This window comes from Isoptericola sp. NPDC056134 (assembly GCF_042264825.1).
GTDB lineage: Bacteria > Actinomycetota > Actinomycetes > Actinomycetales > Cellulomonadaceae > Isoptericola > Isoptericola nanjingensis.
In genome coordinates, this window is sequence record NZ_JBHJVM010000032.1 from 1 (window position 1) to 19,974 (window position 19,974).

Below are 19,974 nucleotides of genomic sequence, written 5' to 3' on the forward strand. Positions count from 1 at the left end.
CCTCGCGAACAGCGCCAGACGAGCTCCCACGACCAGGGACGGTCAGCGGCCGTGGTGGCCGTGGCCGTGGCCGTGCGACCGGGAGAGGTCGACGCGCACGAGGTGGCCGTCGGGCGGGGCGCCCTCGCCGGGCAGCGCGTTCGTGGTGGCCAGGAGGTCACCGTGGTCCCACTCGAGGCCGGCGGGCAGCGCGGTCTCGACGACGGTGCGGTTCCCGTGGCGCGTCACCTGCGTGATCTTCCCGCCGAACAGCTCCGCGACGTAGACGTCCCCGGACGGCGAGACGGCAAGGTTCGTGGCGCTGAGGAGGTCGCCCGCGACCATCCGCACGGAACCCGACCAGGGGTTCACGCGGTAGACCGCCGCCCGCGCGCCGAGGCTGTCGTCCTCCGGCCCGCCGGGCAGCGTGGTGACGTAGAGCTGGCCCCAGGGGCCGACCTCGACGTCCGTGGGGACGGGCTCGAACCAGTACGTCTCGCCGACGACGCAGTCCGGCAGGCCGAACATCGCCGCGGCGTCCGCCGTGACGACGGCCGGCTGCGCGGGCAGCACCGCGACGGTGCGCACGCGGCCGCGATCGCTCACGGAGAGGATCGCGTTCATGCCCGCGTCGGCGACGAAGGTCGTGCCCCAGCCGCGGGTGGTCGCGTAGGGGTGCGAGTCCTGGATCCCCTCGTACCGGACCGGGATGCCGTCCGGCGGTGCCTGGTCCAGGCAGGCCTGGTCGACGTCGCGGAACCCGTAGGTGACGTCGCCGTCCGGGTTGTTCGCGTCCTCGTACGCGCGGACGTCCGCGAGCGTGCGCGCCGGGCCGGTCGGGTTGCCCTTCTTGTCGAGGCGCAGCGTCTTGATGCTCGACGCGACGGGACCCGTCTCGTCGTCGATGAGGGTCTCGGTGAACGTGAGGCGGCGGTCGCGGTAGGAGACGCCGCCCACCTCCTCGCCGTTCGCGGACGCGTAGAGGACGGTGGCGTCGCCGCGCTTGTCCACCTCGGTGAGCAGGCCGGCGAAGTTCTGGGTGACGTACGAGGTGCCCTTGGCGCCGACCGCGGCGCTGAGCGGGGTGACCAGGCCGGAGGCGATCTCGGTGACCGTCGGGGGCTTCGGTGCGGGCTTGCCGCCGTGGGCGGCGGCGGGACTCGCGGCGAGCAGCAGCGCCGTCGCTGCTGCGGCGGCCGCGGTGAGGGCGCGTCTCATGGGATCTCCAGGGCTCGACGGTGAGATGGCACAGCACTGTCGAGCCTGCGACCGCCCGGGGGCGCTCGCACCGGCGGGGTGCCGGCGGCGGGGGTGAAGCGCGGGTGATTCGGGATGCCCTCGGCACCGGTCCCGCGGCGCGCTCTCCGCGGCGCCGTGTCCGCGGTCAGCCGACCCGCAGGTCCACCCACACCAGGCGGTGGTCGCTGGACGGGAACGGGTACGTGCCGGTGAGCCGGGACAGCGGGTCGGCCTGCGTGGGCCAGAACACGCCGGCGTCGCGCACGGGCAGGCCCCTCGACGGCAGCACGTAGTCGGCCCGCAGGTTGCCCGGCGCGGTGTCGGCGAAGTCGGCCGTGTCGAGGGCGGGGTCGCCCCGGTGCGTCGCGTTGGCGCCGCCCTGCAGGGACGACGCCTCGACCGCGCCCTCCGACGTCGGGCGCGGGTCCGTGACCCGCGGGTGGTCCAGGAGCTGGTCGATCGCCGCGTCCACCGAGTCGCCGTCGAGCGGGTCGGCGTTCTGGTCGCCGAGGATCACGAAGCGCTCGCCGGGCTTCAGCCCGCCGCGCCCGCCCTCGTCGTCGTAGACGTAGCGCGAGGCCTTCCCGGGCGTCACGTAGTCGGCCCAGAACCGGATCTCGTCGTGGTTGCGGCGCCCGTTGCGGTCCTCCGGCCCGTCGAACGTCGGCGGGGTGGGGTGCGCGGCGAGCACGTGCACCGTCTCGCGGCCCACGCGGACGGGCACGTCCCAGTGCGACTTGCTGGACAGCCGCACGACGTCGAGCTCCGCGGGGGAGTACCAGTCCGCGGGGTCGGGCGTGGCGGGGTCGTCGGGCAGCAGCGCACCCGGCATGTCCTTCCACAGGAAGTGCTGGAAGGTGCGCACGTTCCGGGTGTCGATCGGGTACTTCGACAGCACGACCATGCCGTACTGGCCCGGGAACTCGCCGAAGCCGAAGGCGTCGTTGCCGCCGCCCACCGTGCCGCTGTTGTCGAGGTCGACGCCGCTGGGGATCCCCGTGTTCGACGGCGCGGTGTACGCGTAGCGGTAGCGCACCGGGTCGGCGCCGCCCTGCGGCACCTCGAGGTAGTTCTCGCGGAACAGGTCCACGCTCGCGTGGGCGGCGTCGTGGTCGAACTCGTTGAGCAGGACGACGTCCGGGTCCGCGCGCTGGATGACCTCCGCGACCGTGCGGGCCTGCGGGTCGTCGCCGGTGGACAGGTCGGCCTGCAGCTCGCCCTCCGCCGCGCGGTTCAGCGACAGGTTGTACGTCGCCACGCGCAGCGAGCGGTCGGGACCGTGCCCGCCGTGGTGCCCGCCGTGGTGCCCGTGGGCGCTCGCGGCGAGGGGGAGGAGGGCGGTGGGGAGGGCCACGGCGAGCGCCGTGGCGGCCGTGAGGGTGCGTCGTCGCATCGTGGGCGTGGTCACCCGGCCGACGCTAGCGCCGGCCGGTGACGCCCGCCTCAACGGCGCGTGAACGTCGGCCGCGGGGTGAGGGCGGACGCGCCGTGTGTCATCGTTTCCGGGACGTACGGGACACGACGGCGCACGACGGCGCAGGAGGTGACGGGAATGGGTTCGGTGACGTCCTCGACCGGCCGGGTGGTGGTCGTCGGGTCCACCAACGCGGACCTGCTCGTCGGCGTGACGGCGCACCCGGCGCCCGGCGAGACGGTCCTCGGGCACGGCATGCGCGTCATGTCCGGCGGCAAGGGGGCCAACCAGGCCGTCGCGGCCGCCCGGCTGGGCGCGGACGTCGCGTTCGTCGGCGCGGTGGGCGACGACGAGTTCGCCGACGCGGCGCTCGCAGGGCTCCGGTCCGCCGGTGTCGACCTCACGGCCCTGGCGGTCGCGCCCGGGCGCCGCACCGGCATCGCGATCGTCACCGTGAGCGACGACGGCGAGAACTCCATCGTCGTCGTCCCCGGCGCCAACGGGGCCGTCGACGAGACCATGGTGAGCGCGCACGCCGGTCTCGTCGCGGGCGCCGCGAGCGTCGTGCTGCAGGGCGAGATACCGCGGGCGGCCATCGAGGCCGCCGCGCGGACCGCGCGGGGCCGGCTCGTCGTCAACCTCGCGCCGGTGCTCGACGTCGACGAGGACGTGCTGCTGCGCGCCGACCCGCTGGTGCTCAACGAGCACGAGGCGCGGCTCGTGGCCGGGGCGCTGGGTGTCCCCGCCGAGGAGAGCGAGGAGGTGCTGGTGCGGGGCCTGCTCGCGCGCGGGGTGCGGTCGGTCGTGCTGACCCTCGGGCCCCGCGGGGCGCTGGTCGGGCAGGACGACGACGTGACGGCGGTGCCGGCGCCGCGGGTGCGCGCCGTCGACACCACGGGAGCCGGCGACGCGTTCGTCGGAGCGCTCGCCCACGGGCTGGCGCGGGGAGACGGCCTCGTCGACGCCGCGCGCACGGCGGCCCGCGTCGGCGCGTACGCCGTGCGCTCCCCGGGCGCGCAGGCCTCCTACCCGTCGGCCGGCGACGAGCTGCCCGCGGTGTGACCCGCGGCAGCCGTGCCGTCGGGCGAGGTGTCGGTGGGCCGGTGCAACCTGGGGAGATGAGTCAGCACACGTACCCGCACGGGGTCCCGAGCTGGATCGACCTGGAGGTCGCCGACGTCGACGCGGCGCTCGCGTTCTACGGCGCGCTGTTCGGGTGGCGGTTCACCGAGAAGCTGCCGCCGGGTGCGCCCGGGCGGTACGCCGTGGCGTCGTGGGACGGCACCGATGCGACGGCGATCGCCGCGGTCGCCACGCCCGACCCGGGGTACGACGGCGAGCCGGCGTGGCACACGTACCTCGCCGTGGACGACCTCGAGGCCGCGGCGGCCCGCGTCGCCGAGCTGGGCGGCGTGGTGAGCTCGCCACCGCAGCAGGTCGGCCCGCCCGGGCAGGCCGCCGGGTGGATGGCGCGCATCGTCGACCCGGAGGGCGCGCCCAGCCGGCTCTGGCGGGCCGGCACCCGCGCCGGGGCGCAGCGCGTCAACGAGCCCGGCACCTGGAACTTCAGCAACCTGCTCACCCCTGACGTCGACGCCGCGCTGCGGTTCTACGGGCCGCTGCTCGGCTGGGAGCGCAGCGACGACCTCGGGGCCGGCATGGCGCGGGTGCCCGGGTACGGCGACCACCTGGCCCGCACCGTGGACCCCGGCATCCACGAGCGGCAGGAGTTCGTCCCGCCGGGGTTCTCGGACGTCGTGGCGGGGGTGCTGCCCGCCGACGGGCCGGCGCGGTGGTCGGTCGTGTTCGCGGTGGCCGACCGGGACGCCGCCGCCGAGGCCGCCGAGCGGGGCGGCGCCGTCGTGCACGCGACCGAGGACACCGAGTGGACCCGGGAGGCGACGATCCGCGACCCGTTCGGCGCCGACCTCGTGCTCTCCCAGTTCGCCCCGCCGCCCGAGTTCGTCGCCGCCGAGGCCGAGGCCGGGAAGTCCTGACGCCTGCCGGCGTCGGGTGTCAGGGGCGTCGCGCCTGCACCCACATCACGGGGGTGTCCATGAACGTCGCGCGCGCGACCTCCCGTGCGTCCACGAGCCCCGCGTCCGTGAGCAGGCGCTGGATCCCGCCGTCGGCGTTGTCGTCGCGGTGCTGGTTCGCCCCGATCTCCCGGTGGTGAGGGTGCCCGCCGTGCCCGTGGTCGTGCCCGCTGTCGTGCCCGCTGTCGTGACCGTGCTCGCCGCCGTGCCCGGGCGCGTCGAGGTCCGCGATCGTGACCGTGCCGCCGGGGCGCAGGACGCGGACGAGCTCGGCGGCGAACCGGCGCTTCTCGTCCAGGGGCACGTGGTGCAGGGCGAGGGAGGACAGGACGTGGTCGATGCCCGCGTCGGCGGCCGGCAGCCGGTCGGCGAAGCCGCGCACCAGCGTGAGCGAGCCGCGCCGCCCGACCCGCCGCCGTCGGGCCTTGCGGGCCGCGCGGCGCAGGGCGGCGCCGTCCGGGTCGAGGCCGGTCACCGCGGCGTCGGGCACCGCGCGCAGCACCGTGAGGGCGAGGTTGCCGGTGCCGCAGCCGACGTCGAGCACGCGCTGGCCCGGCTGGATCCCGGCCACCTCGACGGTGCGGCGGTGCAGCCGCCCGGCGTGCCGCCACCAGCTCTGCACGTCGTACCAGGGCATCTTCCACGCGCTGCTCATGCCGGGCAGGTAGGCGCGGTCCGCCTCGTCCGGGCGGACGTCGTCGAACAGGCGCACGCCGCGCGCGGCGTCGTCGGGGCCCTGCGGGGGTCTGCTCACGACGCCACGCTAACCGTCGTGGCAGGGTGACGGGATGACGACGGTCGCCCAGCTACGCCAGGCCGCCCTCGCCCTGCCCGAGGCGGCCGAGAGCGCGCGCGCCGGCATGGTGTCGTTCACCGTGCGGGGCAAGGGCTTCGCGTCGGTGACGCGGGACGACGTCGTCCAGCTGCACCTCGCGACGGAGGACGTCGACGCGGCCGTCGCCGACGTCCCCGGGGCGGAGCCGCTGACCCGCGGCGCGACCCTGCTCGGGGCGCGGCTCCCGCTCGCCGCGCTGGACGGGCAGCAGCTCAACCACTGGGTCCGGCGGGCGTGGTCCGTCCGTGCACCGCGGCAGCTCGCGGCCGCGCTCGCGGCGGCCGACACCGCCGAGCCGGGGGAGGTGGGCGACCTGCCCGCCGCCATCGGACGCCCGGCCACGCGGGCGCTCGCCGGCGCTGGTGTCACGACCCTCGCCGACGTCGCCGCACGGACCGACGCCGAGCTCCTGGCCCTGCACGGCGTCGGGCCGAGGGCGGTGCGCATCCTGCGCGAGCAGCACCTCTGACCTGCGACGACGCTGGCGCTGGCGCGCCGCGACACCACCCGGCGCCAGATTGACACCAGAAATGACGCCAAAGGGCTTGCCGTGACACCACTGTGGTGTCACAGTGGAGCCATGGACCTCACGAGATACGTCGACGAGCTGCAGCAGCAGCTCGGCACCGCAGCCGCCGCCGGCGGGGACGAGGCGCGGGAGCTGGCCTCCCGCCTGACCGCCCCGCTCGACGCCGCCGCCCGGCTGGTGCTGCTCGAGGCGCTGTCCGACGCGGCGGGGGAGATCTCCGCCGATCTGGCCCCCGGCTCGGTCGACATCCGGCTCCGCGGCGGTTCCCCCGAGTTCGTCGTCACCGCACCGACCGGGCCGTCCGAGCCGGCGCAGGCCCCGGCGTCCGCCCCGACCCTGGAGGCGACCGGCCCGGGCTTCTCGGTGAGCGTCGACCTCGAGGGCGGCGCCACCACCCGCACCACCCTGCGCCTGCCCGACCACCTCAAGACGCAGGCCGAGACCGCCGCCGCTCGCGACGGCGTCTCCGTCAACACGTGGCTCGTCCGTGCGGTCGCCGCCGCGCTCGAGCAGTCCACCGGACGCCCGGCCGCCCAGGCCCGTCCGCAGCAGCGCGGCTCCGGCCGCGTCACCGGCTGGGTGCGCTGATCCCTTCGCACGTCCGCGCACCGCACCGCCCCCGTCCTCCCCCTGACACCACACCGACACCACTGTTGGAGCTCCGTCATGCCCACTTTCCCTGCCCCCCAGCCCGTCCCCGTCCTCGTCGACGTGCCGTTCGCCAACGTGCACGTGGTCGCCGGGGAGCGTGACGACGTCGTCGTCACCGTCCTGCCGACCAACGCCAAGTCGGGCAGCGCCCGCGCCGCCGAGTCGGTGCGCGTCGACCGCGACGGCGACGCCGTGTCGATCACGTACCCCGGCTCGTGGAAGCAGTACGTGCTCCCGTTCGCGTCCGGCACCGCCGACATCACCGTCGAGCTCCCCGAGGGCTCGTCGCTGAGCGGCAAGGTCGGCTCGCTCTACGCCGAGGGCTCGCTCGCCGCCGTCGACATGACTCTGTCGGCCGGGAACGCCCGCGTCGACGACGTCGAGCGGCTCGACCTCAAGGTCTCCGCCGGCTCCGCGACCGCGGGCCGCGTCACCGGCTCCCTCGACGTCAAGGTGAGCGCGGGGTCCGTCTTCGTGGACGAGGTCCTCGGCGACGGCACGATCCGCGCGACCAACGGCACCACGACCGTCGGCTCCGTGACCGGGACCCTCGAGGTGCACGGGGCGCACGGCGACATCGCCGTGAGTCGCGTGCGCGGCACCCTCACGGCCAAGTCGGCGCACGCCGGCATCCGGGTCAACAACCTGGAGTCCGGCGCCGTCACCCTCACGACCTCCTTCGGATCCATCGAGGTCGGGGTGCCCGAGGGCACCGCCGCCTACCTCGACCTCTCGTCGGAGAGCGGGACCGTCCGCAACCAGCTGACCCCCACCGAGGGGCCGGTCGAGGACGAGACCACCGCAGAGATCCACGCCAGCACCGGCTTCGGCGACGTCGTCGTCCGCCGGCCGTGAACCGACCGAAGAACGGAGCAACGGACATGACCACACCTCAGACCACCGAGCCCGCGATCCACGTGCAGGGCATCGAGAAGTCGTTCGGCGAGCTGCACGTGCTGCGCGGCGTCGACCTCGACGTCGCCCCCGGGAGCATCTTCGCCCTGCTCGGCTCGAACGGCGCCGGTAAGACCACGCTCGTGCGGATCCTGTCGACGCTGCTCAAGGCCGACGCGGGCACCGCCGTCGTGCACGGCTACGACGTCGCGGCCAAGCCCGGCGACGTGCGCCGGTCCATCAGCCTCACCGGCCAGTTCGCGGCCGTCGACGAGGTCCTCACGGGCCGCGAGAACCTCGTGCTCGTCGCCAGGCTGCGGCACCTGCCGGACGCCGGCGCGATCGCCGACGACCTGCTCGGCCGGTTCTCGCTCACCGAGGCCGGCGGCCGCCGCGCGGGGACGTACTCCGGCGGCATGCGGCGTCGGCTCGACATCGCCATGAGCCTCATCGGCGACCCGCCGATCGTCTTCCTCGACGAGCCCACCACGGGTCTCGACCCGCAGGCGCGGATCGACGTCTGGGAGACCGTCAAGGAGCTCGCCAGCAACGGCACCACCGTGCTGCTCACCACGCAGTACCTCGACGAGGCCGAGCAGCTCGCCGACCGGATCGCCATCCTGCACCAGGGGACGATCATCCAGAACGGCACCCTCGCCGAGCTCAAGCAGCTCCTCCCGCCCGCCAAGGTCGAGTACGTCGAGAAGCAGCCGTCCCTCGAGGACGTCTTCCTCTCGCTCGTCGGCGCGACCGGTACCGAGAAGGAATCCTGATGACCACCCACACCCTCGCCGACACCAGCACCCTCACCGGGCGCTCCCTGCGGCACATCCTGCGCAGTCCCGACACCATCATCACCACCGCGGTCACGCCGATCGCGCTGATGCTCCTGTTCGTCTACGTCTTCGGCGGGGCCATCGACCTCGGCACGGACGAGTCGTACATCAACTACATGCTGCCCGGCATCCTGCTCATCACCATCGCGTCGGGCGTCGCGTACACCTCGTACCGGCTGTTCCTCGACCTGCAGGGCGGGATCGTCGACCGGTTCCAGTCCATGCCGATCGCCCGCTCGAGCGTCCTGTGGGCGCACGTCCTGACGTCGGTCGTGGCGAACCTCGTCTCGGTCGCGATCGTCGTCGGCGTCGCGCTCCTCATGGGCTTCCGCACGGGGGCCTCGTTCGGGGCGTGGCTGGCCGTGGCCGGGATCCTGGCGATGTTCACGCTGGCCCTGACCTGGCTCGCCGTGCTCGCCGGGCTGTCCGCGAAGACCGTCGACGGCGCGAGCGCCTTCAGCTACCCGCTGATCTTCCTGCCGTTCATCAGCTCGGCGTTCGTGCCCACGGACACGATGCCCGGCCCGGTCGCCTGGTTCGCGGAGAACCAGCCGGTGACGTCCGTCGTCGACACGATCCGCGCCCTGTTCGCGGAGCAGCCCGTCGGCAGCGACATCGGGGTCGCCCTCGCCTGGCTCGTCGGCATCCTGGGGGTCGGCTACGCCCTCGCCGTCGCCGCGTACCGGCGGCGCGTCGGCTGACGACGCCGCCCGACCGCGCCACGCACGGCCGAGCCCCGGTGGTCCACCACCGGGGCTCGGCCGTCGTCGTGCGCGGGACAGGGCTACACCGAGGCCGTCGGCACGACGTCGGGCGCCACCGTCTCCTGCCGCCGGTCTCGCACCGCCGCCGCGCGGCGCGGGTCGCCGACGAACGAGGGGTACCGGAGGATGCCGGGCCGCCGCGCCTCCCACGTCAGCTGGAGCACGGTGCTGCGGCACACGAGCTCCTTGAGCCAGGCCCCGGCGCGCGCGCCCAGCCGGCCGCCGAGGAACGCCCGCACCGGGACGTCGCCGCGGTTCGCGAACTGGAACAGGCCCACCCCGCGGCCAAGACTGAGGCACTGGCCCAGGAAGCCGATCGCGGCCGGCGCGGGCTCGGTCCCCGCGAGCCGGGCGAGCACGGTGTCCGCGGCGGCACCGCCGAGCTGACCGGCCGCCTGACAGCTCATCCGGTACGGCAGGCCGGACGGCGTGCCCGCGTCGCCCGCGGCGACGATACGGTCGTCGTCCAGGCTGGTGAGCGTCTCGTCGGTGCGCAGGCGCCCCCCCGCGTCGGTGGTCAGGCCGCTGCGGGCGGCCAGGTCCGGGACGGCGAAGCCCGCGGTCCAGATGGTGACGTCGCTCGGCAGGTCGCGGCCGTCGGCGAGCTGCACCGCGTCCGCCGTCACCGCCGTCACGGTGGCGCCGGGTCCGGCGACGACCTCCACCCCGAGCCGTGCGAGCGCGGCCGCGACGGCCCGCCGGCCGTTCGGGTGCAGGTACGGGCCGAGCAGGTCGCCGCAGACCAGCGTCACCGCCCGGCCCTGCTCGGCCAGCTCGGACGCCACCTCGATGCCCGAGGGGCCCGCGCCCACCACCGTCACCCGCGCGCCGGGGCCGGCCGCGGCCAGTGCCGGGGCCAGCCGGTCCGCCTCCTCCAGGCTCGCCAGCGGGTACGCGTGCTCCGCCGCCCCCGGCACCTGGGGAGCGGCGCTCGTGCTGCCCACCGCGTACACCAGGTAGTCGTACGCGAGGGTGTCGCCGTCGGCGAGCACGAGCCGCCGCCCGTCGGCGTCGATCCGCTCGACGGTCGCGACCCGGAGCCGCACGGCGTCGGCCAGCAGCTCCCCGTAGTCCGCGACCGCGTCGTGCGACCCGGCGGTCCGCTGGTGCAGCCGGATCCGCTCCACGAACACGGGGCGGGCGTTCATCAGCGTCACGGCCACGTCGTCCCGCGCCGTCAGACGGTTCGCCGCCATCACCCCGGCGTACCCGCCGCCCACCACCACGACCTGCGTCCTGTGCGACATCTCGTCTCCTCGGTCCGTCTTCGTCCGTCTTCTCGTCGGTTGCTCACGGTGACGACGAGACGGGGGATGGAGGTGTGACGAGGCATCCGATAGCATCACCTATCGGAGGGGGCCGTATGTCAAGTGAGGCAGAGGGTGAGTCGGCGGTCGAGCGCGCCTTCGCCGACTACCTCGGTGCGTTGGCCGACCAGGCGGAGGCGCTTCGCGTCGAGGCGCGTGCGACTCTCGAGCGAGGTGCGCGCCAGGCACGGGACCTCGGTTGGAGCCAGCGCAGGATCGCTCGGGCGCTCGGGCGCAGCCAGCCGGAGGTCAAGCGGTTGCTGGACAGGTCGGGCGCTCCCGGTTCGGCGCTGGGCGTGGATGGCGCGAGCCCTGCGGGATCTGTGCTCGACGACGTGCTTCGTGTCCACCGGGACGACATCGTCGCCGCCGCCGCGCGGCATGGCGCTCGACGGGTGCGCGTCTTCGGCTCCGTCGCCGCCGGGACCCACCGAGGTGACTCCGACGTCGACCTCCTCGTCGATCTCGACGACGGCGTCGGCCTCTTCGCTCTCGGCGCGCTCGAGGTCGAGCTCGAGGCCCTACTCGGTCGGCCGGTCGACGTCGTGAGCGAGATGGCGCTGCGGCCGGCTGTTCGCGAGTCCGTGCACGCCATCGCGCTGTGAAGCGCACCGACGCCCAGCTGGCACGGGAGTCGCTCGAGCACCTTGCGATTCTCGGGCAGCACGTCGCCGAAGGCTCCTGGGGGACGCAGGTGCTGGTGGACGCGGTGTGCCTCCGGCTCGTCGCCGCGATCGATGCGGCCTCGCGCCTGAGCGAGAGCGGGCGGGTGCTCGCCTTCGGCGAGGCGTGGCCGGCGATCTGGGCTACCCGGAACCGCATCGTGCACGGCTATACGACGGTCGACAGGACTATCGTCCGGGCGACCGTGGAGAACGACCTGGAGCCCTTCGCAGCCGCGCTCCATCAGGTGCTCGACGATCTCGATTGACCTTCGTGCGCTCGCCGCGTGCTGCCTGGTTCAAGCTGGCGTCCTGCGGCACGCACGAATTCACGGATCATGGCGTGCGTGGAATCGCGCACCATTTCCACCTCATCGCGAGAGCTTGCCGCCTTAAAGGCGTTCATGGCGAGAAAGACCGAGTCGGCGAGACTCGCCAACTCTTCTGAGTCTGATACGAGCTGAAGGCGGAACAGAGCCCCCTGAGTGAGGTCTCGCTGCCGATGTACCTCATGTTCGTTCTCGGGAGGTGTCGATCCGGCCTGGTCACGTGCGTACCAGCGATCGATCTGGGCGCGCCTGTACTTGGCCAGTGCTTCCGCATACTCCGCGCTGGCGGCCAGGCGTTCCTGACGGAGGCTCTCGAGTCGGGCGAGTTCATTCGTCTCGATGGCGCTCTGGCGTTGGAATCGTCGCTGAACGAGCGCTCCAAGGAGCGTCCCGAGGACAGCGACGGCTGCGGCGATGGCTTCCATGGTTCAAGGAAACAGCACGCCTCAGGCGCTGCGTCGGGACGCGACGACGGCGCCCGGCCGCGGGTGCGACCGGGCGCCGTCGGGCGGTGCCTGAGATCAGCCTGGGATCAGGCGCTGGTGACCTCGATGCGCTGCGGCGTCGTGCCGGCGAAGACGCCGGCGACGGTGACCGTCAGGACGCCCGCGTCGTAGGCCGCGGTGACGGCGTCGCCGTCCACGGACTTCGGCAGGGTGACGACGCGGCGGAAGGCACCGAAGCGGACCTCCGAGATGCGACGGCCCTCGGACTCCTCGGGGCGCTGGTCCTTGCGCTCGCCGCGCACGACGAGCTTGCGGCCCTCGACCTCGACGGTGACGTCCTCGGCCGGGTTCACGCCCGGCAGGTCGAGGCGAGCGACGAGGTTCTCGCCGTCGCGGTACACGTCGGCGGCGGGCACGGGGCCCTCGGTCGCGAGGCGCGGCGTCCACAGGTCGCGGAGCCACGCGTCGGCGAACGGGGTGCGGGTCAGGGTGGTGGTCATGCTGTCCTCCTCGGGTGAGTAGCTGCTGACCGGTTCAACTTGAGCCACCCCGACTCAATTTCCGGGTTCGCCGACGGCGGACGCGTCACGCCGCCTGCCCCGCACGAGCATGATGACCAGGCCCAGGACGAGCCACCCGGCCGCGACCTCCAGGGCGAGATGGCTGGCCAGGACGAGCACGGTGACGACGATCGCCAGGCCGACGACGGGGACGACCGTGTGCAGGACCCGACGGTCGGTGCGCCCGCCGACCACGTAGTAGCCGACCACGGCGACGTGCAGGAAGACGAACGCGGTCAGGGCGCCGACCGTGACCATCGAGGACAGCAGGTCGAGGCCGTCGGGCCTGACCGCCGCCGCCACGGCGATGAGGAGCGTGGCGACCGCCGAGACGAGGGTCGCGAGCCGGGGCACGCCGGTCCGGCGGCTCACGGACCCGAGCCGGGCCGGCAGCTGTCCGTCGCGCGCCATCCCGTACATGAGGCGGCTCACCGCGGCCTGTGCGACGAGCGCGGAGAGCACGGGACCGATGGCGCGCGCCGTCGTGACGGTGGTGCCGAGCCACGCCCCCATCTCCTCGCTGATCGTCGTGTAGAAGATCGTGCCCTGCTGCTCCGGGTTCGCGGCCAGCTCCTGGGGCGTCGCCGTCGTCAGGAGCGCGCCCAGGTAGGTCTGGAGCACGAAGAGGGCCCCGGCGAGGACGAGGCAGAAGATCAGGGCCCGGCCGATCTGCCGCGGGGAGCCGGTGCTCTCCTCGGCGAAGGTGGCGATCGCGTCGAACCCCAGGAAGGCGAGGGCCGCCACCGAGACCGCGCCGAGCGTCCCGGCGAGCGTGAACCCGTCGAGCCCGGTCAGCGGGGACAGCCACGGCCTGGCCGGCCCCTCCTGCACCAGGACGACGACCGCGCCGACGCAGAAGGCGGCGAGCACCACGATCTCCACGACCAGGGCGACGAACCCCACCGTGGCCGCGAGCCGGACCCCGCCGAGGTTCAGGCCCGTGATGAGGAGCACCGCAGCGCCGGTGAACGCCCAGACCGGCACCGCGGGGAACAGGGCGTGGCTGGCGATCCCGCAGAACAGCGCGGCCAGGCTCGGGATGAACAGGTAGTCCAGGCCGATCATCCACCCGGCCATGAAGCCCGGCCGCCGCCCCAGCCCCGCCGTCGCGTAGGCCGAGACCGACCCTGCCTTCGGGACGGCGACGGACATGCGGGCGTACGACCACGCGGTGAACGCCATCGCCACGGTCGCGACGACGAACACGAGGGCGACCGCGCCGTTGCTGCGCGCGTCCAGCACCCCGAAGGTGCCCATGGGCGCCGTCGGGCCGATGAACAGCAGGCCGTAGACGACGAGGTGTCGCAGGGACAGGCTCCGGTGGAGCTGTCCCTCGGGCGCAGCAGCGCCGGGAACGTCCTTCGTGGGGCGGGGGTCGGAAGACGCGGGACTCAGCTCCTCGGGCAGCTGGGGTGGGGGCTGTGCCAGCGTAGGACGAAGTCAGTCTGCGGGCGGCTGCCAGGACATCACGGGCCGCAGGGCTCGGGCGCCCAGCGCCTCCGTCCAGCGGCCGACGGCGCGCATCCCGGCGTCGCGGAGGGTCGTGGCGGCGGGCGACGTCCACAGGGTCGGCCCGGAGACCCGCGCCGACAGCCGCATGACCTGGGCCACGCGCGGCCGCCGCTCGGCGGACCAGCGCAGCAGCGCGGCCGCGACGTCGTCGTCCGGGCGGACCCGCGCGCCGAGCACCACCCCGTCCTCGAGCGCCTGGCACCCGCCCTGCCCGAGGTTCGGGAGCATCGCGTGCGCGGCGTCGCCGACGAGCGCGACCCGGCCCGTCACGAGCGATGCCGGGGGCGCGGGCAGGTGCCGGAGCTCGTGCCGCAGCGCCGTGGCGTCGTCGACGGAGGCGAGCAGCGCGGGAACCGGGTCGTGCCAGTCGGCGAGGCGGGCGCGCAGCTCGTCGAGGCCGCGCGGGGCGCCGACGGCGTCGGCCACCGAGACGTACACGTAGACGCGTCCGTCGGCCAGCGGCATGACCCCGGCGACGATCCCGCGGCCCCAGATCTCGGAGCCCACGACGCCGGGGACCCGCGGGGTGACGAACCGCCACGCCGTCGACCCGCCGGACAGCGGCGCGGGGGCGCTCGGCCACCAGCGGGTGCGCGTGGCGGAGCCGATGCCGTCGGCCGCGACGACGAGGTCGGCGTCGGCCTCCGTGGTCGTGCCCGCGCCGTCAGTGGTCGTCACGCGTGCGGGGCGCGAGGCCGTGCCCGGGTCCGTGACGGTCGCCGTCGTGCCGAGGCGTAGCGCCCCGGTCGGCAGCGCGTCCGCGAGCAGCCCCACCAGCTGCGCGCGGTGCAGCATCAGCGTGCGGTCGCCGAAGACCGACTCGGCGCCCTCCGCGCGGCCGCGGACCAGCCACCTCCCGTCCGGGCGGCGCAGGCCGAACTCGCCCTGCAGCGCCGCCAGGTCGCGCGTCGCGTCGCCGATCCCGAGCGCGTCCAGCGACCGCACCGCGTTCGGCGCGACGACGATCCCCGCGCCCACCGGGTCCAGCGACATCGCGCGCTCGACGACCGTGACGTCCCAGCCGTGGCGCGCCAGCGCCACGCCCGACGCCAGGCCGCCGATGCCGCCGCCGATCACGACGGCGGTGTGGCGGGCCGTCTCCGCCTCTCCCCGTGTCACCGCGTCAGTCTCGCAGCGGCGAGCCGACGACCGTGAAGCGGAAGCCGCCGAACTCGCCGGACAGCAGGGGCCGGGCCTCGGCGATCGACGCCTGCACGGCGGGGAGCTGCAGGGACGCCTGGTGCGCCTCCGCCGACGTCCACAGCTCGGCGACGAACACCGTGTCCGGCTGGTCGTCGCTGACGCCGACCTCGTAGAGGAGGCAGCCCGCGTCCGCGAGCTCCGTGCTGCGCTGCGTGAGGTGCGCGACCAGCGCGTCGCGCTTCCCGGGGGCGGCACCCAGCGTGCCGACGTTGGCGTAGGTCATGGGTCGTGACGGTAGTCCCCTCCAGGGACACGGACCCGGCGGGTGCGCGACACCACACGGGCCCTCGGAAGCACGCCGTCGCGGGCAGTGTTGCCAGAGGCATGACGACGACCGAGGCCGTGCCGCAGATGGCGGACGTCGTCGTGATCGGCGCGGGACAGGCGGGCCTGTCGGCGGCGTACCACCTGCGGCGGCGCGGGTTCGCGCCCGCGGCGGGCGCGGCGTCCGGCGAACGCACCTACCTCGTGCTGGACGCCGAGGACGGGCCCGGGGGAGCGTGGCGGCACCGCTGGCGCTCGCTGCGGATGAGCACGGTGAACGGCATCCACGACCTGCCCGGCATCGAGCAGCCCGACGTGGAGCCGGAGGCGGCGAGCGTCGACGTGCTGCCCGCGTACTTCGGCGACTACGAGCACGAGCTGGGCCTCGCCGTCGTCCGGCCGGTGCGCGTACGCCGCGTCGAGGAGGCGGACGACGACGGGCTGCTCGTCCGGTGGGAGGGCGGGGGCCGGTCCGGCGTCGTCGTCGCGCGGGCGATCGTCAACGCGACGGGCACGTGGTCGAAGCCGTTCTGGCCCGCCTACCCGGGGCAGGAGACGTTCCGTGGCCGCCAGCTGCACACCGCCGACTACGTGCGGGCCGAGGACTTCGCGGGGCAGCGCGTCGCCGTCGTCGGCGGCGGGATCTCCGCGGTGCAGCTGCTGGAGGAGGTCTCGCACGTGGCGCAGACCTTCTGGTTCACGCGGCGGGAGCCCGTGTGGCGCGACTCGTTCGAGCCCGAGGACGGCTCGCGCGCCGTGGCGATGGTCGCCGACCGGGTGCGTGAAGGGCTGCCGCCGCTGAGCGTCGTGTCCGTCACCGGCCTCATCAAGACGCCGTCGCTGCTCGCCGCCGAGGCGCGCGGCGTGCTCCACCGGCGGCCCATGTTCACCCGGATCGTTCCCGACGGCGTCGTCACGCCCGACGGCGAGACCGTTCCCGTGGACGTCATCTTCTGGAACACCGGCTTCCGCGCCGCCCTCGACCACCTGCGACCGCTGCACCTGCGCACCGCCGGCGGCGGCATCCGCATGGACGGCACCCAGGTGGACGGCGAGCCGCGCGTGCACCTCATCGGCTACGGGCCGTCCGCGTCGACCATCGGCGCCAACCGCGCCGGCCGGGACGCCGTCAACCGGATCGTGCGCTACCTCGACGCCGCGGCGACTGACGCCGACGCGTTCGCCGGGGCGCGCTAGTCGCGCGACCCGCGGGCCTCGCGCCGGCGGGCGACGCTCTGGGCCTGCCCCTCGTGGATGTCGCTCACCCACTCCCAGCCGGGCTTGGCCCTCGGGCCGATCCGCGGGTCGTCGGGAGCGCGGCCGTCTCGCAGCGCGTGCAGGTACGCGCGGTCCTGCGCGAACCGCGCGCGCAGCTGGTCGGCCCCGCCGACCGACCCGTGCCCCGGGACCACGGCGTCGACGCCGCCGGCCACCCGCTCCAGGAGCTCCAGTCCGCTGAGGTAGTCGCCGATCGGGTCGTTCGCGTCGTCGAAGTCGTCGAGCATGGGGACGAAGACGTCCGAGAGCATGTCGCCGGCCGCAAGAACCCGGTGCTCCTCGACCAGCAGGGCCGCGTGGCCCGGGGAGTGCGCCGGGTGCGCGACGACCCGGACGTCAGGACCGTCCCAGGGGATCCGCGTCGTCCCGTCCGGCAGGGCGGTGACGAGGCCGTACCCGTCGAGCGGCACGTCGTCCGCGATCTCGGGCGGCAGCCCCTCGGTGACGCGCGTCTCCCAGCCCGGGTCCGACAGCACGCGTCGCAGCTCTGCCGCGCAGCGGGCCGTGCCGTAGCGGGGCGCGTCGCCGAGCTCGGGGTGCCAGAGCACGTGGTCCCAGTCGGGATGCGTCGCGAAACCCGCCACGACCGGAAGGTGCAGGTCGCGGAGGTCGTGCGCGAGGCACTCCATCTCGACGCGTGTCAGCCCAGGGTCGACGAGGAGTACGCCGCTCGGGCCGCGCACGACCACCGCGTTGTTCTGGAGCAGCTCGCTCCGGTGCGCCCACACACCGTCCGCGACCCGCGTCAGCACGGCATGGCCCCGAACAGAAGGACTGTGTCCGAAAGTGTGATCCCCATCGTTGGTCTCCGGTCCGGTTGTGGCGACGATGCTCTGCTGTGAGCCCCCGTGCCGATGGTGACCGACGCGCCGGGCGAAAATCACCGCCGCTCGGTCGTCCTGGGAGTTGGCAGCCGTTTCACCAGGCCCGGTCCACCAGCAGCGCCAGCTGCACGCGGTTCACCCCGAGCCGGGTGGTGGCGCGGGCCAGGTGAGTCTTGACCGTCGCCTCGCCGAGGAACAGTCGCTCCGCGATCTGGGCGTTCGACAGTCCCTCGGCGACGGCGCCCGCGATCTCCATCTCCCGCTCGGTGAGCTGCGCGAGCAGCTCGCGCGCCTCGCGCCGGCCGCGGGCGGCAGGCCTGGAGCCGACCTGCTCCATGACGACCCGCGCGGCCCGCGGGGACAGCGCGCCCTCGCCCGCGGCGACGGAGCGGACGGCGGCGACGAGCTCGTCCGGGCCGGAGTCCTTCGCGAGGAAGCCGGCGGCGCCGGCGTGGACGGCGTCGAGGATGGCCGACTCGGTGTCGAACGACGTCATGGCGATGACGCCGGGCGCGGAGGGGAGCGCGACGGCGGCGGCGGTGGCGCGGATGCCGTCCATGCGCTCCATCCGGAGGTCCATGAGGACGACGTCCGGGTGGTGGGCCTGTACGGCGGTGACCACCTCGTCGCCGTCGGCGGCCTCCGCGACGACGTCGAGCCCGCTCTTCGTGAGGATCGTCCGCAGGAACCCGCGCACCATCGCATCGTCGTCGACGATCATCACCCTGACCACACGCCGACCCTAGCCACCGCGGTACCGCCGGCGCAGGGTGACCGGGGAGCGTCAGCAGCCTCAGTCCTCCGCGGTGACCACCCACGGCAGGTGCGCCCGCACGCGGAACCCGCCGTCCTCGGTCGGCGCGGCGTCGAACGAGCCTCCGAGAGCCTCGCACCGTTCCCGCATCCCGGGGATGCCGACGCCCGCGCCGGGGACGCCACCGCGCGTTGCTCCGGCACCGTTGCGCACGACGACGTCCATCCCGGCGCCGGGGCGGGCGCGTACGTTGACGTCCACGCGCGCTCCGGGCGCGTGCTTCGCGGCGTTCGTCAGCGACTCCTGCACCACGCGGTAGACGGCGCGGGTCAGGGCGGGGGGCGCGGCGTCGGCGTCGGTGACGAACACGGTGGCGGTGACGTCGACGCCGCGCTCCCGGGCGCCGTCGAGCAGCTCGGCCAGGTCGCCGAGGGAGGGCGCGGCGCCGGAGTACTCCTCGGCGCCGTCGCGCAGGGACTTGATGAGGGTGCGCATCTCCTCGAGCGCCCGGTGCGCCGACGAGCGCATGGACCGCGCGGCGTCCCCGACCCCCGGGTCGTCGGACGACACCTCGAGCGACGCCGCCTCGAGGGAGACGAGGGAGAGCTGGTGCGCCACGGTGTCGTGCATCTCGCGGGCGATGAGGTCGCGCTCCTCCTGCCGGGTGAGCTCGGTGCGCAACGCCTCGGACTCGGCCCGGAGGTCGTCGGCGCGCCGCGCCTCGGCGGTCGCCTGCTGCAGCGCCTCCTGGGCCGCGACGTCGGCGCGCTGGGCCACCTGGCGCGCGGCGTCGGCGTCCGCGTTCGCGGTGACGAGGCGTCGCAGCAGCCCGGCACCGACCGAGACGGCGAGCCCGAGCACGCCCAGCACGATGTACCCCACGGGCGACATGTACGAGGTGGAGCCGTTCTCCAGCGCCACCGAGAAGATCACCTGCGGTGCGGTCGTGGCGTCGCGCCAGAAGGTCACGGCCAATGCGAGGGCCGTCGCACCGCCGCACAGCAGGCTGCGCCGCAGGTCCGTCCGCGCGATCACCCACGGGAGCGCGACGAGCGGCGCGACGGCGCCGAGCGGGCCGACGACGCCGACCGCCGCGGTCGCGAGGCAGACCAGCACCGGGTGCGACGTCCGCCACCACATCGCGGCCCCGACGCCGACCGCGACGACGAACCACAGCAGCGACCAGGCGACGTCAGCGTCGCCCAGGTCGTCCACCGGGGTGGCGAACGCGATCCCGACGATCGCGCAGGACCACGCCACGACCATCGCGCCGATCGTGCCCGCGATGCTCCAGAACCGTCGGCCGGGCGAGAGGCGCGACGCGGGCGCGGCGGGGGCGGGACGATACGGGGGGTTGGGCTGGGCGTACGACGGCACCGGCGGGGGAGGCGCGCCGGGCCCCTGACCGCCGGGCGCGCCCGACGGCGGGCGGCCGTACGGGTCGGCGGGGCTCGGCGGCGGATTCATGCGGGCAGCGTACGGCGGTCGCCGGCCCGCCGCCGTCCCCCGATCGGCTCGACGGCGAGGGAAACCTGTCCACCTTTCGGCTCGGCCGGTCGAGCCGCGAAGGGGATCCGCCGGGGTGCCCCTGCGCCGGACGATCGTCCCGTTCCGATCGACGTCCCGGCCCTCGTGGCACCGCACCCCTCAGGAGTCCT

22 protein-coding genes are annotated in these 19,974 nt (G+C 74.5%); 10 read left to right on the forward strand and 12 right to left on the reverse strand.

Annotated elements, in window-relative coordinates:
- Positions 1 to 42 precede the first annotated feature (42 nt).
- Together ACFCZN_RS19645 and ACFCZN_RS19650 are read right to left on the reverse strand one after the other, a co-directional pair.
- Positions 43 to 1,197, reverse strand: a complete 1,155-nt coding sequence (locus ACFCZN_RS19645) for a ScyD/ScyE family protein (RefSeq protein WP_429765377.1) — start codon at positions 1,195 to 1,197, stop codon at positions 43 to 45.
- A 166-nt stretch (positions 1,198 to 1,363) separates the two neighbouring features.
- A complete protein-coding gene (locus tag ACFCZN_RS19650) occupies positions 1,364 to 2,611 on the reverse strand; it encodes an endonuclease/exonuclease/phosphatase family protein (RefSeq protein WP_430557896.1) in 1,248 nt (415 codons plus the stop codon).
- Between the two features lie 159 nt (positions 2,612 to 2,770).
- Between ACFCZN_RS19650 and ACFCZN_RS19655 the strand changes: the two genes are divergently transcribed.
- Complete coding sequence (locus tag ACFCZN_RS19655; RefSeq protein WP_429765379.1) at positions 2,771 to 3,694, forward strand: ribokinase; 924 nt, start codon at positions 2,771 to 2,773, stop codon at positions 3,692 to 3,694.
- A 56-nt stretch (positions 3,695 to 3,750) separates the two neighbouring features.
- Entirely contained in the window at positions 3,751 to 4,629 is an 879-nt protein-coding gene (locus tag ACFCZN_RS19660) for a VOC family protein (RefSeq protein ID WP_430557877.1), read from the forward strand.
- Between the two features lie 19 nt (positions 4,630 to 4,648).
- Here ACFCZN_RS19660 and ACFCZN_RS19665 read toward each other — a convergent pair whose 3' ends face one another.
- Entirely contained in the window at positions 4,649 to 5,422 is a 774-nt protein-coding gene (locus ACFCZN_RS19665; protein ID WP_430557878.1) for a class I SAM-dependent methyltransferase, read from the reverse strand.
- 34 nt (positions 5,423 to 5,456) lie between these two features.
- On the opposite strand from ACFCZN_RS19665, the gene ACFCZN_RS19670 reads away from it, so the two are divergent.
- The 5 genes from ACFCZN_RS19670 to ACFCZN_RS19690 all read left to right on the forward strand — a co-directional run bounded on the left by ACFCZN_RS19670 (position 5,457) and on the right by ACFCZN_RS19690 (position 9,114).
- The gene (locus tag ACFCZN_RS19670; protein WP_430557879.1) at positions 5,457 to 5,972 is read left to right on the forward strand and encodes a hypothetical protein; all 516 of its coding nucleotides are present in this window, start codon (positions 5,457 to 5,459) and stop codon (positions 5,970 to 5,972) included.
- Positions 5,973 to 6,083: 111 nt separating this feature from the next.
- On the forward strand, positions 6,084 to 6,620 hold the full coding sequence (locus ACFCZN_RS19675; protein WP_430557880.1) for a histidine kinase: 537 nt from the start codon (positions 6,084 to 6,086) through the stop codon (positions 6,618 to 6,620).
- Between the two features lie 78 nt (positions 6,621 to 6,698).
- Positions 6,699 to 7,538 carry a DUF4097 family beta strand repeat-containing protein gene (locus tag ACFCZN_RS19680; RefSeq protein ID WP_429765387.1) on the forward strand — a complete coding sequence of 280 codons (840 nt, stop codon included), beginning with the start codon at positions 6,699 to 6,701 and terminating at the stop codon, positions 7,536 to 7,538.
- Between the two features lie 26 nt (positions 7,539 to 7,564).
- Complete coding sequence (locus tag ACFCZN_RS19685) at positions 7,565 to 8,350, forward strand: ABC transporter ATP-binding protein (RefSeq protein WP_429765389.1); 786 nt, start codon at positions 7,565 to 7,567, stop codon at positions 8,348 to 8,350.
- On the forward strand, positions 8,350 to 9,114 hold the full coding sequence (locus ACFCZN_RS19690) for an ABC transporter permease (protein WP_430557881.1): 765 nt from the start codon (positions 8,350 to 8,352) through the stop codon (positions 9,112 to 9,114). The genes ACFCZN_RS19685 and ACFCZN_RS19690 overlap by 1 nt, the downstream gene beginning before the upstream one ends.
- A gap of 83 nt (positions 9,115 to 9,197) precedes the next feature.
- Here the strand turns inward: ACFCZN_RS19690 and ACFCZN_RS19695 are convergent, their stop codons facing one another.
- Entirely contained in the window at positions 9,198 to 10,424 is a 1,227-nt protein-coding gene (locus ACFCZN_RS19695) for an NAD(P)/FAD-dependent oxidoreductase (protein ID WP_430557882.1), read from the reverse strand.
- A gap of 116 nt (positions 10,425 to 10,540) precedes the next feature.
- Between ACFCZN_RS19695 and ACFCZN_RS19700 the strand changes: the two genes are divergently transcribed.
- Positions 10,541 to 11,089 (forward strand): nucleotidyltransferase domain-containing protein, encoded by a 549-nt coding sequence (locus ACFCZN_RS19700; protein ID WP_430557883.1) that lies wholly within the window; start codon positions 10,541 to 10,543, stop codon positions 11,087 to 11,089.
- Positions 11,086 to 11,415: a DUF86 domain-containing protein gene (locus ACFCZN_RS19705; protein WP_430557884.1), complete on the forward strand. Its 330-nt coding sequence runs from the start codon at positions 11,086 to 11,088 to the stop codon at positions 11,413 to 11,415. The genes ACFCZN_RS19700 and ACFCZN_RS19705 overlap by 4 nt, the downstream gene beginning before the upstream one ends.
- Here ACFCZN_RS19705 and ACFCZN_RS19710 read toward each other — a convergent pair.
- The 5 genes from ACFCZN_RS19710 to ACFCZN_RS19730 all read right to left on the reverse strand — a co-directional run bounded on the left by ACFCZN_RS19710 (position 11,391) and on the right by ACFCZN_RS19730 (position 15,419).
- On the reverse strand, positions 11,391 to 11,900 hold the full coding sequence (locus ACFCZN_RS19710) for a hypothetical protein (protein ID WP_429765398.1): 510 nt from the start codon (positions 11,898 to 11,900) through the stop codon (positions 11,391 to 11,393). The two genes, ACFCZN_RS19705 and ACFCZN_RS19710, sit on opposite strands and share 25 nt — an antisense overlap.
- Before the next feature lie 107 nt (positions 11,901 to 12,007).
- On the reverse strand, positions 12,008 to 12,421 hold the full coding sequence (locus ACFCZN_RS19715) for an Hsp20/alpha crystallin family protein (protein ID WP_429765400.1): 414 nt from the start codon (positions 12,419 to 12,421) through the stop codon (positions 12,008 to 12,010).
- Positions 12,422 to 12,475: 54 nt separating this feature from the next.
- Entirely contained in the window at positions 12,476 to 13,888 is a 1,413-nt protein-coding gene (locus ACFCZN_RS19720; RefSeq protein WP_430557897.1) for an APC family permease, read from the reverse strand.
- Between the two features lie 33 nt (positions 13,889 to 13,921).
- Positions 13,922 to 15,112: an FAD-dependent monooxygenase gene (locus tag ACFCZN_RS19725; RefSeq protein ID WP_430557885.1), complete on the reverse strand. Its 1,191-nt coding sequence runs from the start codon at positions 15,110 to 15,112 to the stop codon at positions 13,922 to 13,924.
- A gap of 4 nt (positions 15,113 to 15,116) precedes the next feature.
- Positions 15,117 to 15,419, reverse strand: a complete 303-nt coding sequence (locus ACFCZN_RS19730; RefSeq protein ID WP_429765404.1) for a putative quinol monooxygenase — start codon at positions 15,417 to 15,419, stop codon at positions 15,117 to 15,119.
- 101 nt (positions 15,420 to 15,520) lie between these two features.
- Between ACFCZN_RS19730 and ACFCZN_RS19735 the strand changes: the two genes are divergently transcribed.
- A complete protein-coding gene (locus ACFCZN_RS19735) occupies positions 15,521 to 16,657 on the forward strand; it encodes an FAD-dependent oxidoreductase (RefSeq protein ID WP_429765405.1) in 1,137 nt (378 codons plus the stop codon).
- On the opposite strand, the gene ACFCZN_RS19740 is transcribed toward ACFCZN_RS19735, so the two are convergent.
- The 3 genes from ACFCZN_RS19740 to ACFCZN_RS19750 form a co-directional block, all read right to left on the reverse strand.
- Positions 16,654 to 17,490, reverse strand: a complete 837-nt coding sequence (locus ACFCZN_RS19740) for an MBL fold metallo-hydrolase (protein ID WP_429765407.1) — start codon at positions 17,488 to 17,490, stop codon at positions 16,654 to 16,656. The two genes, ACFCZN_RS19735 and ACFCZN_RS19740, sit on opposite strands and share 4 nt — an antisense overlap.
- Before the next feature lie 166 nt (positions 17,491 to 17,656).
- Positions 17,657 to 18,295: a response regulator gene (locus ACFCZN_RS19745; protein ID WP_430557886.1), complete on the reverse strand. Its 639-nt coding sequence runs from the start codon at positions 18,293 to 18,295 to the stop codon at positions 17,657 to 17,659.
- A gap of 60 nt (positions 18,296 to 18,355) precedes the next feature.
- On the reverse strand, positions 18,356 to 19,783 hold the full coding sequence (locus ACFCZN_RS19750; protein ID WP_430557887.1) for a histidine kinase: 1,428 nt from the start codon (positions 19,781 to 19,783) through the stop codon (positions 18,356 to 18,358).
- Between the last annotated feature and the right edge of the window lie 191 nt (positions 19,784 to 19,974).

Excerpts from the sequence above, each read along its gene's own strand:
- ACFCZN_RS19715 (WP_429765400.1), bottom strand. The coding sequence starts at position 12,421 with ATGACCACCACCCTGACCCGCACCCCGTTCGCCGACGCGTGGCTCCGC.
- ACFCZN_RS19690 (WP_430557881.1), top strand. The coding sequence starts at position 8,350 with ATGACCACCCACACCCTCGCCGACACCAGCACCCTCACCGGGCGCTCC.
- ACFCZN_RS19675 (WP_430557880.1), top strand. The coding sequence starts at position 6,084 with ATGGACCTCACGAGATACGTCGACGAGCTGCAGCAGCAGCTCGGCACC.
- ACFCZN_RS19680 (WP_429765387.1), top strand. The coding sequence starts at position 6,699 with ATGCCCACTTTCCCTGCCCCCCAGCCCGTCCCCGTCCTCGTCGACGTG.
- ACFCZN_RS19655 (WP_429765379.1), top strand. The coding sequence starts at position 2,771 with ATGGGTTCGGTGACGTCCTCGACCGGCCGGGTGGTGGTCGTCGGGTCC.
- ACFCZN_RS19695 (WP_430557882.1), bottom strand. The coding sequence starts at position 10,424 with ATGTCGCACAGGACGCAGGTCGTGGTGGTGGGCGGCGGGTACGCCGGG.
- ACFCZN_RS19700 (WP_430557883.1), top strand. The coding sequence starts at position 10,541 with ATGTCAAGTGAGGCAGAGGGTGAGTCGGCGGTCGAGCGCGCCTTCGCC.
- ACFCZN_RS19730 (WP_429765404.1), bottom strand. The coding sequence starts at position 15,419 with ATGACCTACGCCAACGTCGGCACGCTGGGTGCCGCCCCCGGGAAGCGC.
- ACFCZN_RS19750 (WP_430557887.1), bottom strand. The coding sequence starts at position 19,783 with ATGAATCCGCCGCCGAGCCCCGCCGACCCGTACGGCCGCCCGCCGTCG.
- ACFCZN_RS19685 (WP_429765389.1), top strand. The coding sequence starts at position 7,565 with ATGACCACACCTCAGACCACCGAGCCCGCGATCCACGTGCAGGGCATC.
- ACFCZN_RS19650 (WP_430557896.1), bottom strand. The coding sequence starts at position 2,611 with ATGCGACGACGCACCCTCACGGCCGCCACGGCGCTCGCCGTGGCCCTC.
- ACFCZN_RS19710 (WP_429765398.1), bottom strand. The coding sequence starts at position 11,900 with ATGGAAGCCATCGCCGCAGCCGTCGCTGTCCTCGGGACGCTCCTTGGA.
- ACFCZN_RS19645 (WP_429765377.1), bottom strand. The coding sequence starts at position 1,197 with ATGAGACGCGCCCTCACCGCGGCCGCCGCAGCAGCGACGGCGCTGCTG.
- ACFCZN_RS19670 (WP_430557879.1), top strand. The coding sequence starts at position 5,457 with ATGACGACGGTCGCCCAGCTACGCCAGGCCGCCCTCGCCCTGCCCGAG.
- ACFCZN_RS19735 (WP_429765405.1), top strand. The coding sequence starts at position 15,521 with ATGACGACGACCGAGGCCGTGCCGCAGATGGCGGACGTCGTCGTGATC.
- ACFCZN_RS19660 (WP_430557877.1), top strand. The coding sequence starts at position 3,751 with ATGAGTCAGCACACGTACCCGCACGGGGTCCCGAGCTGGATCGACCTG.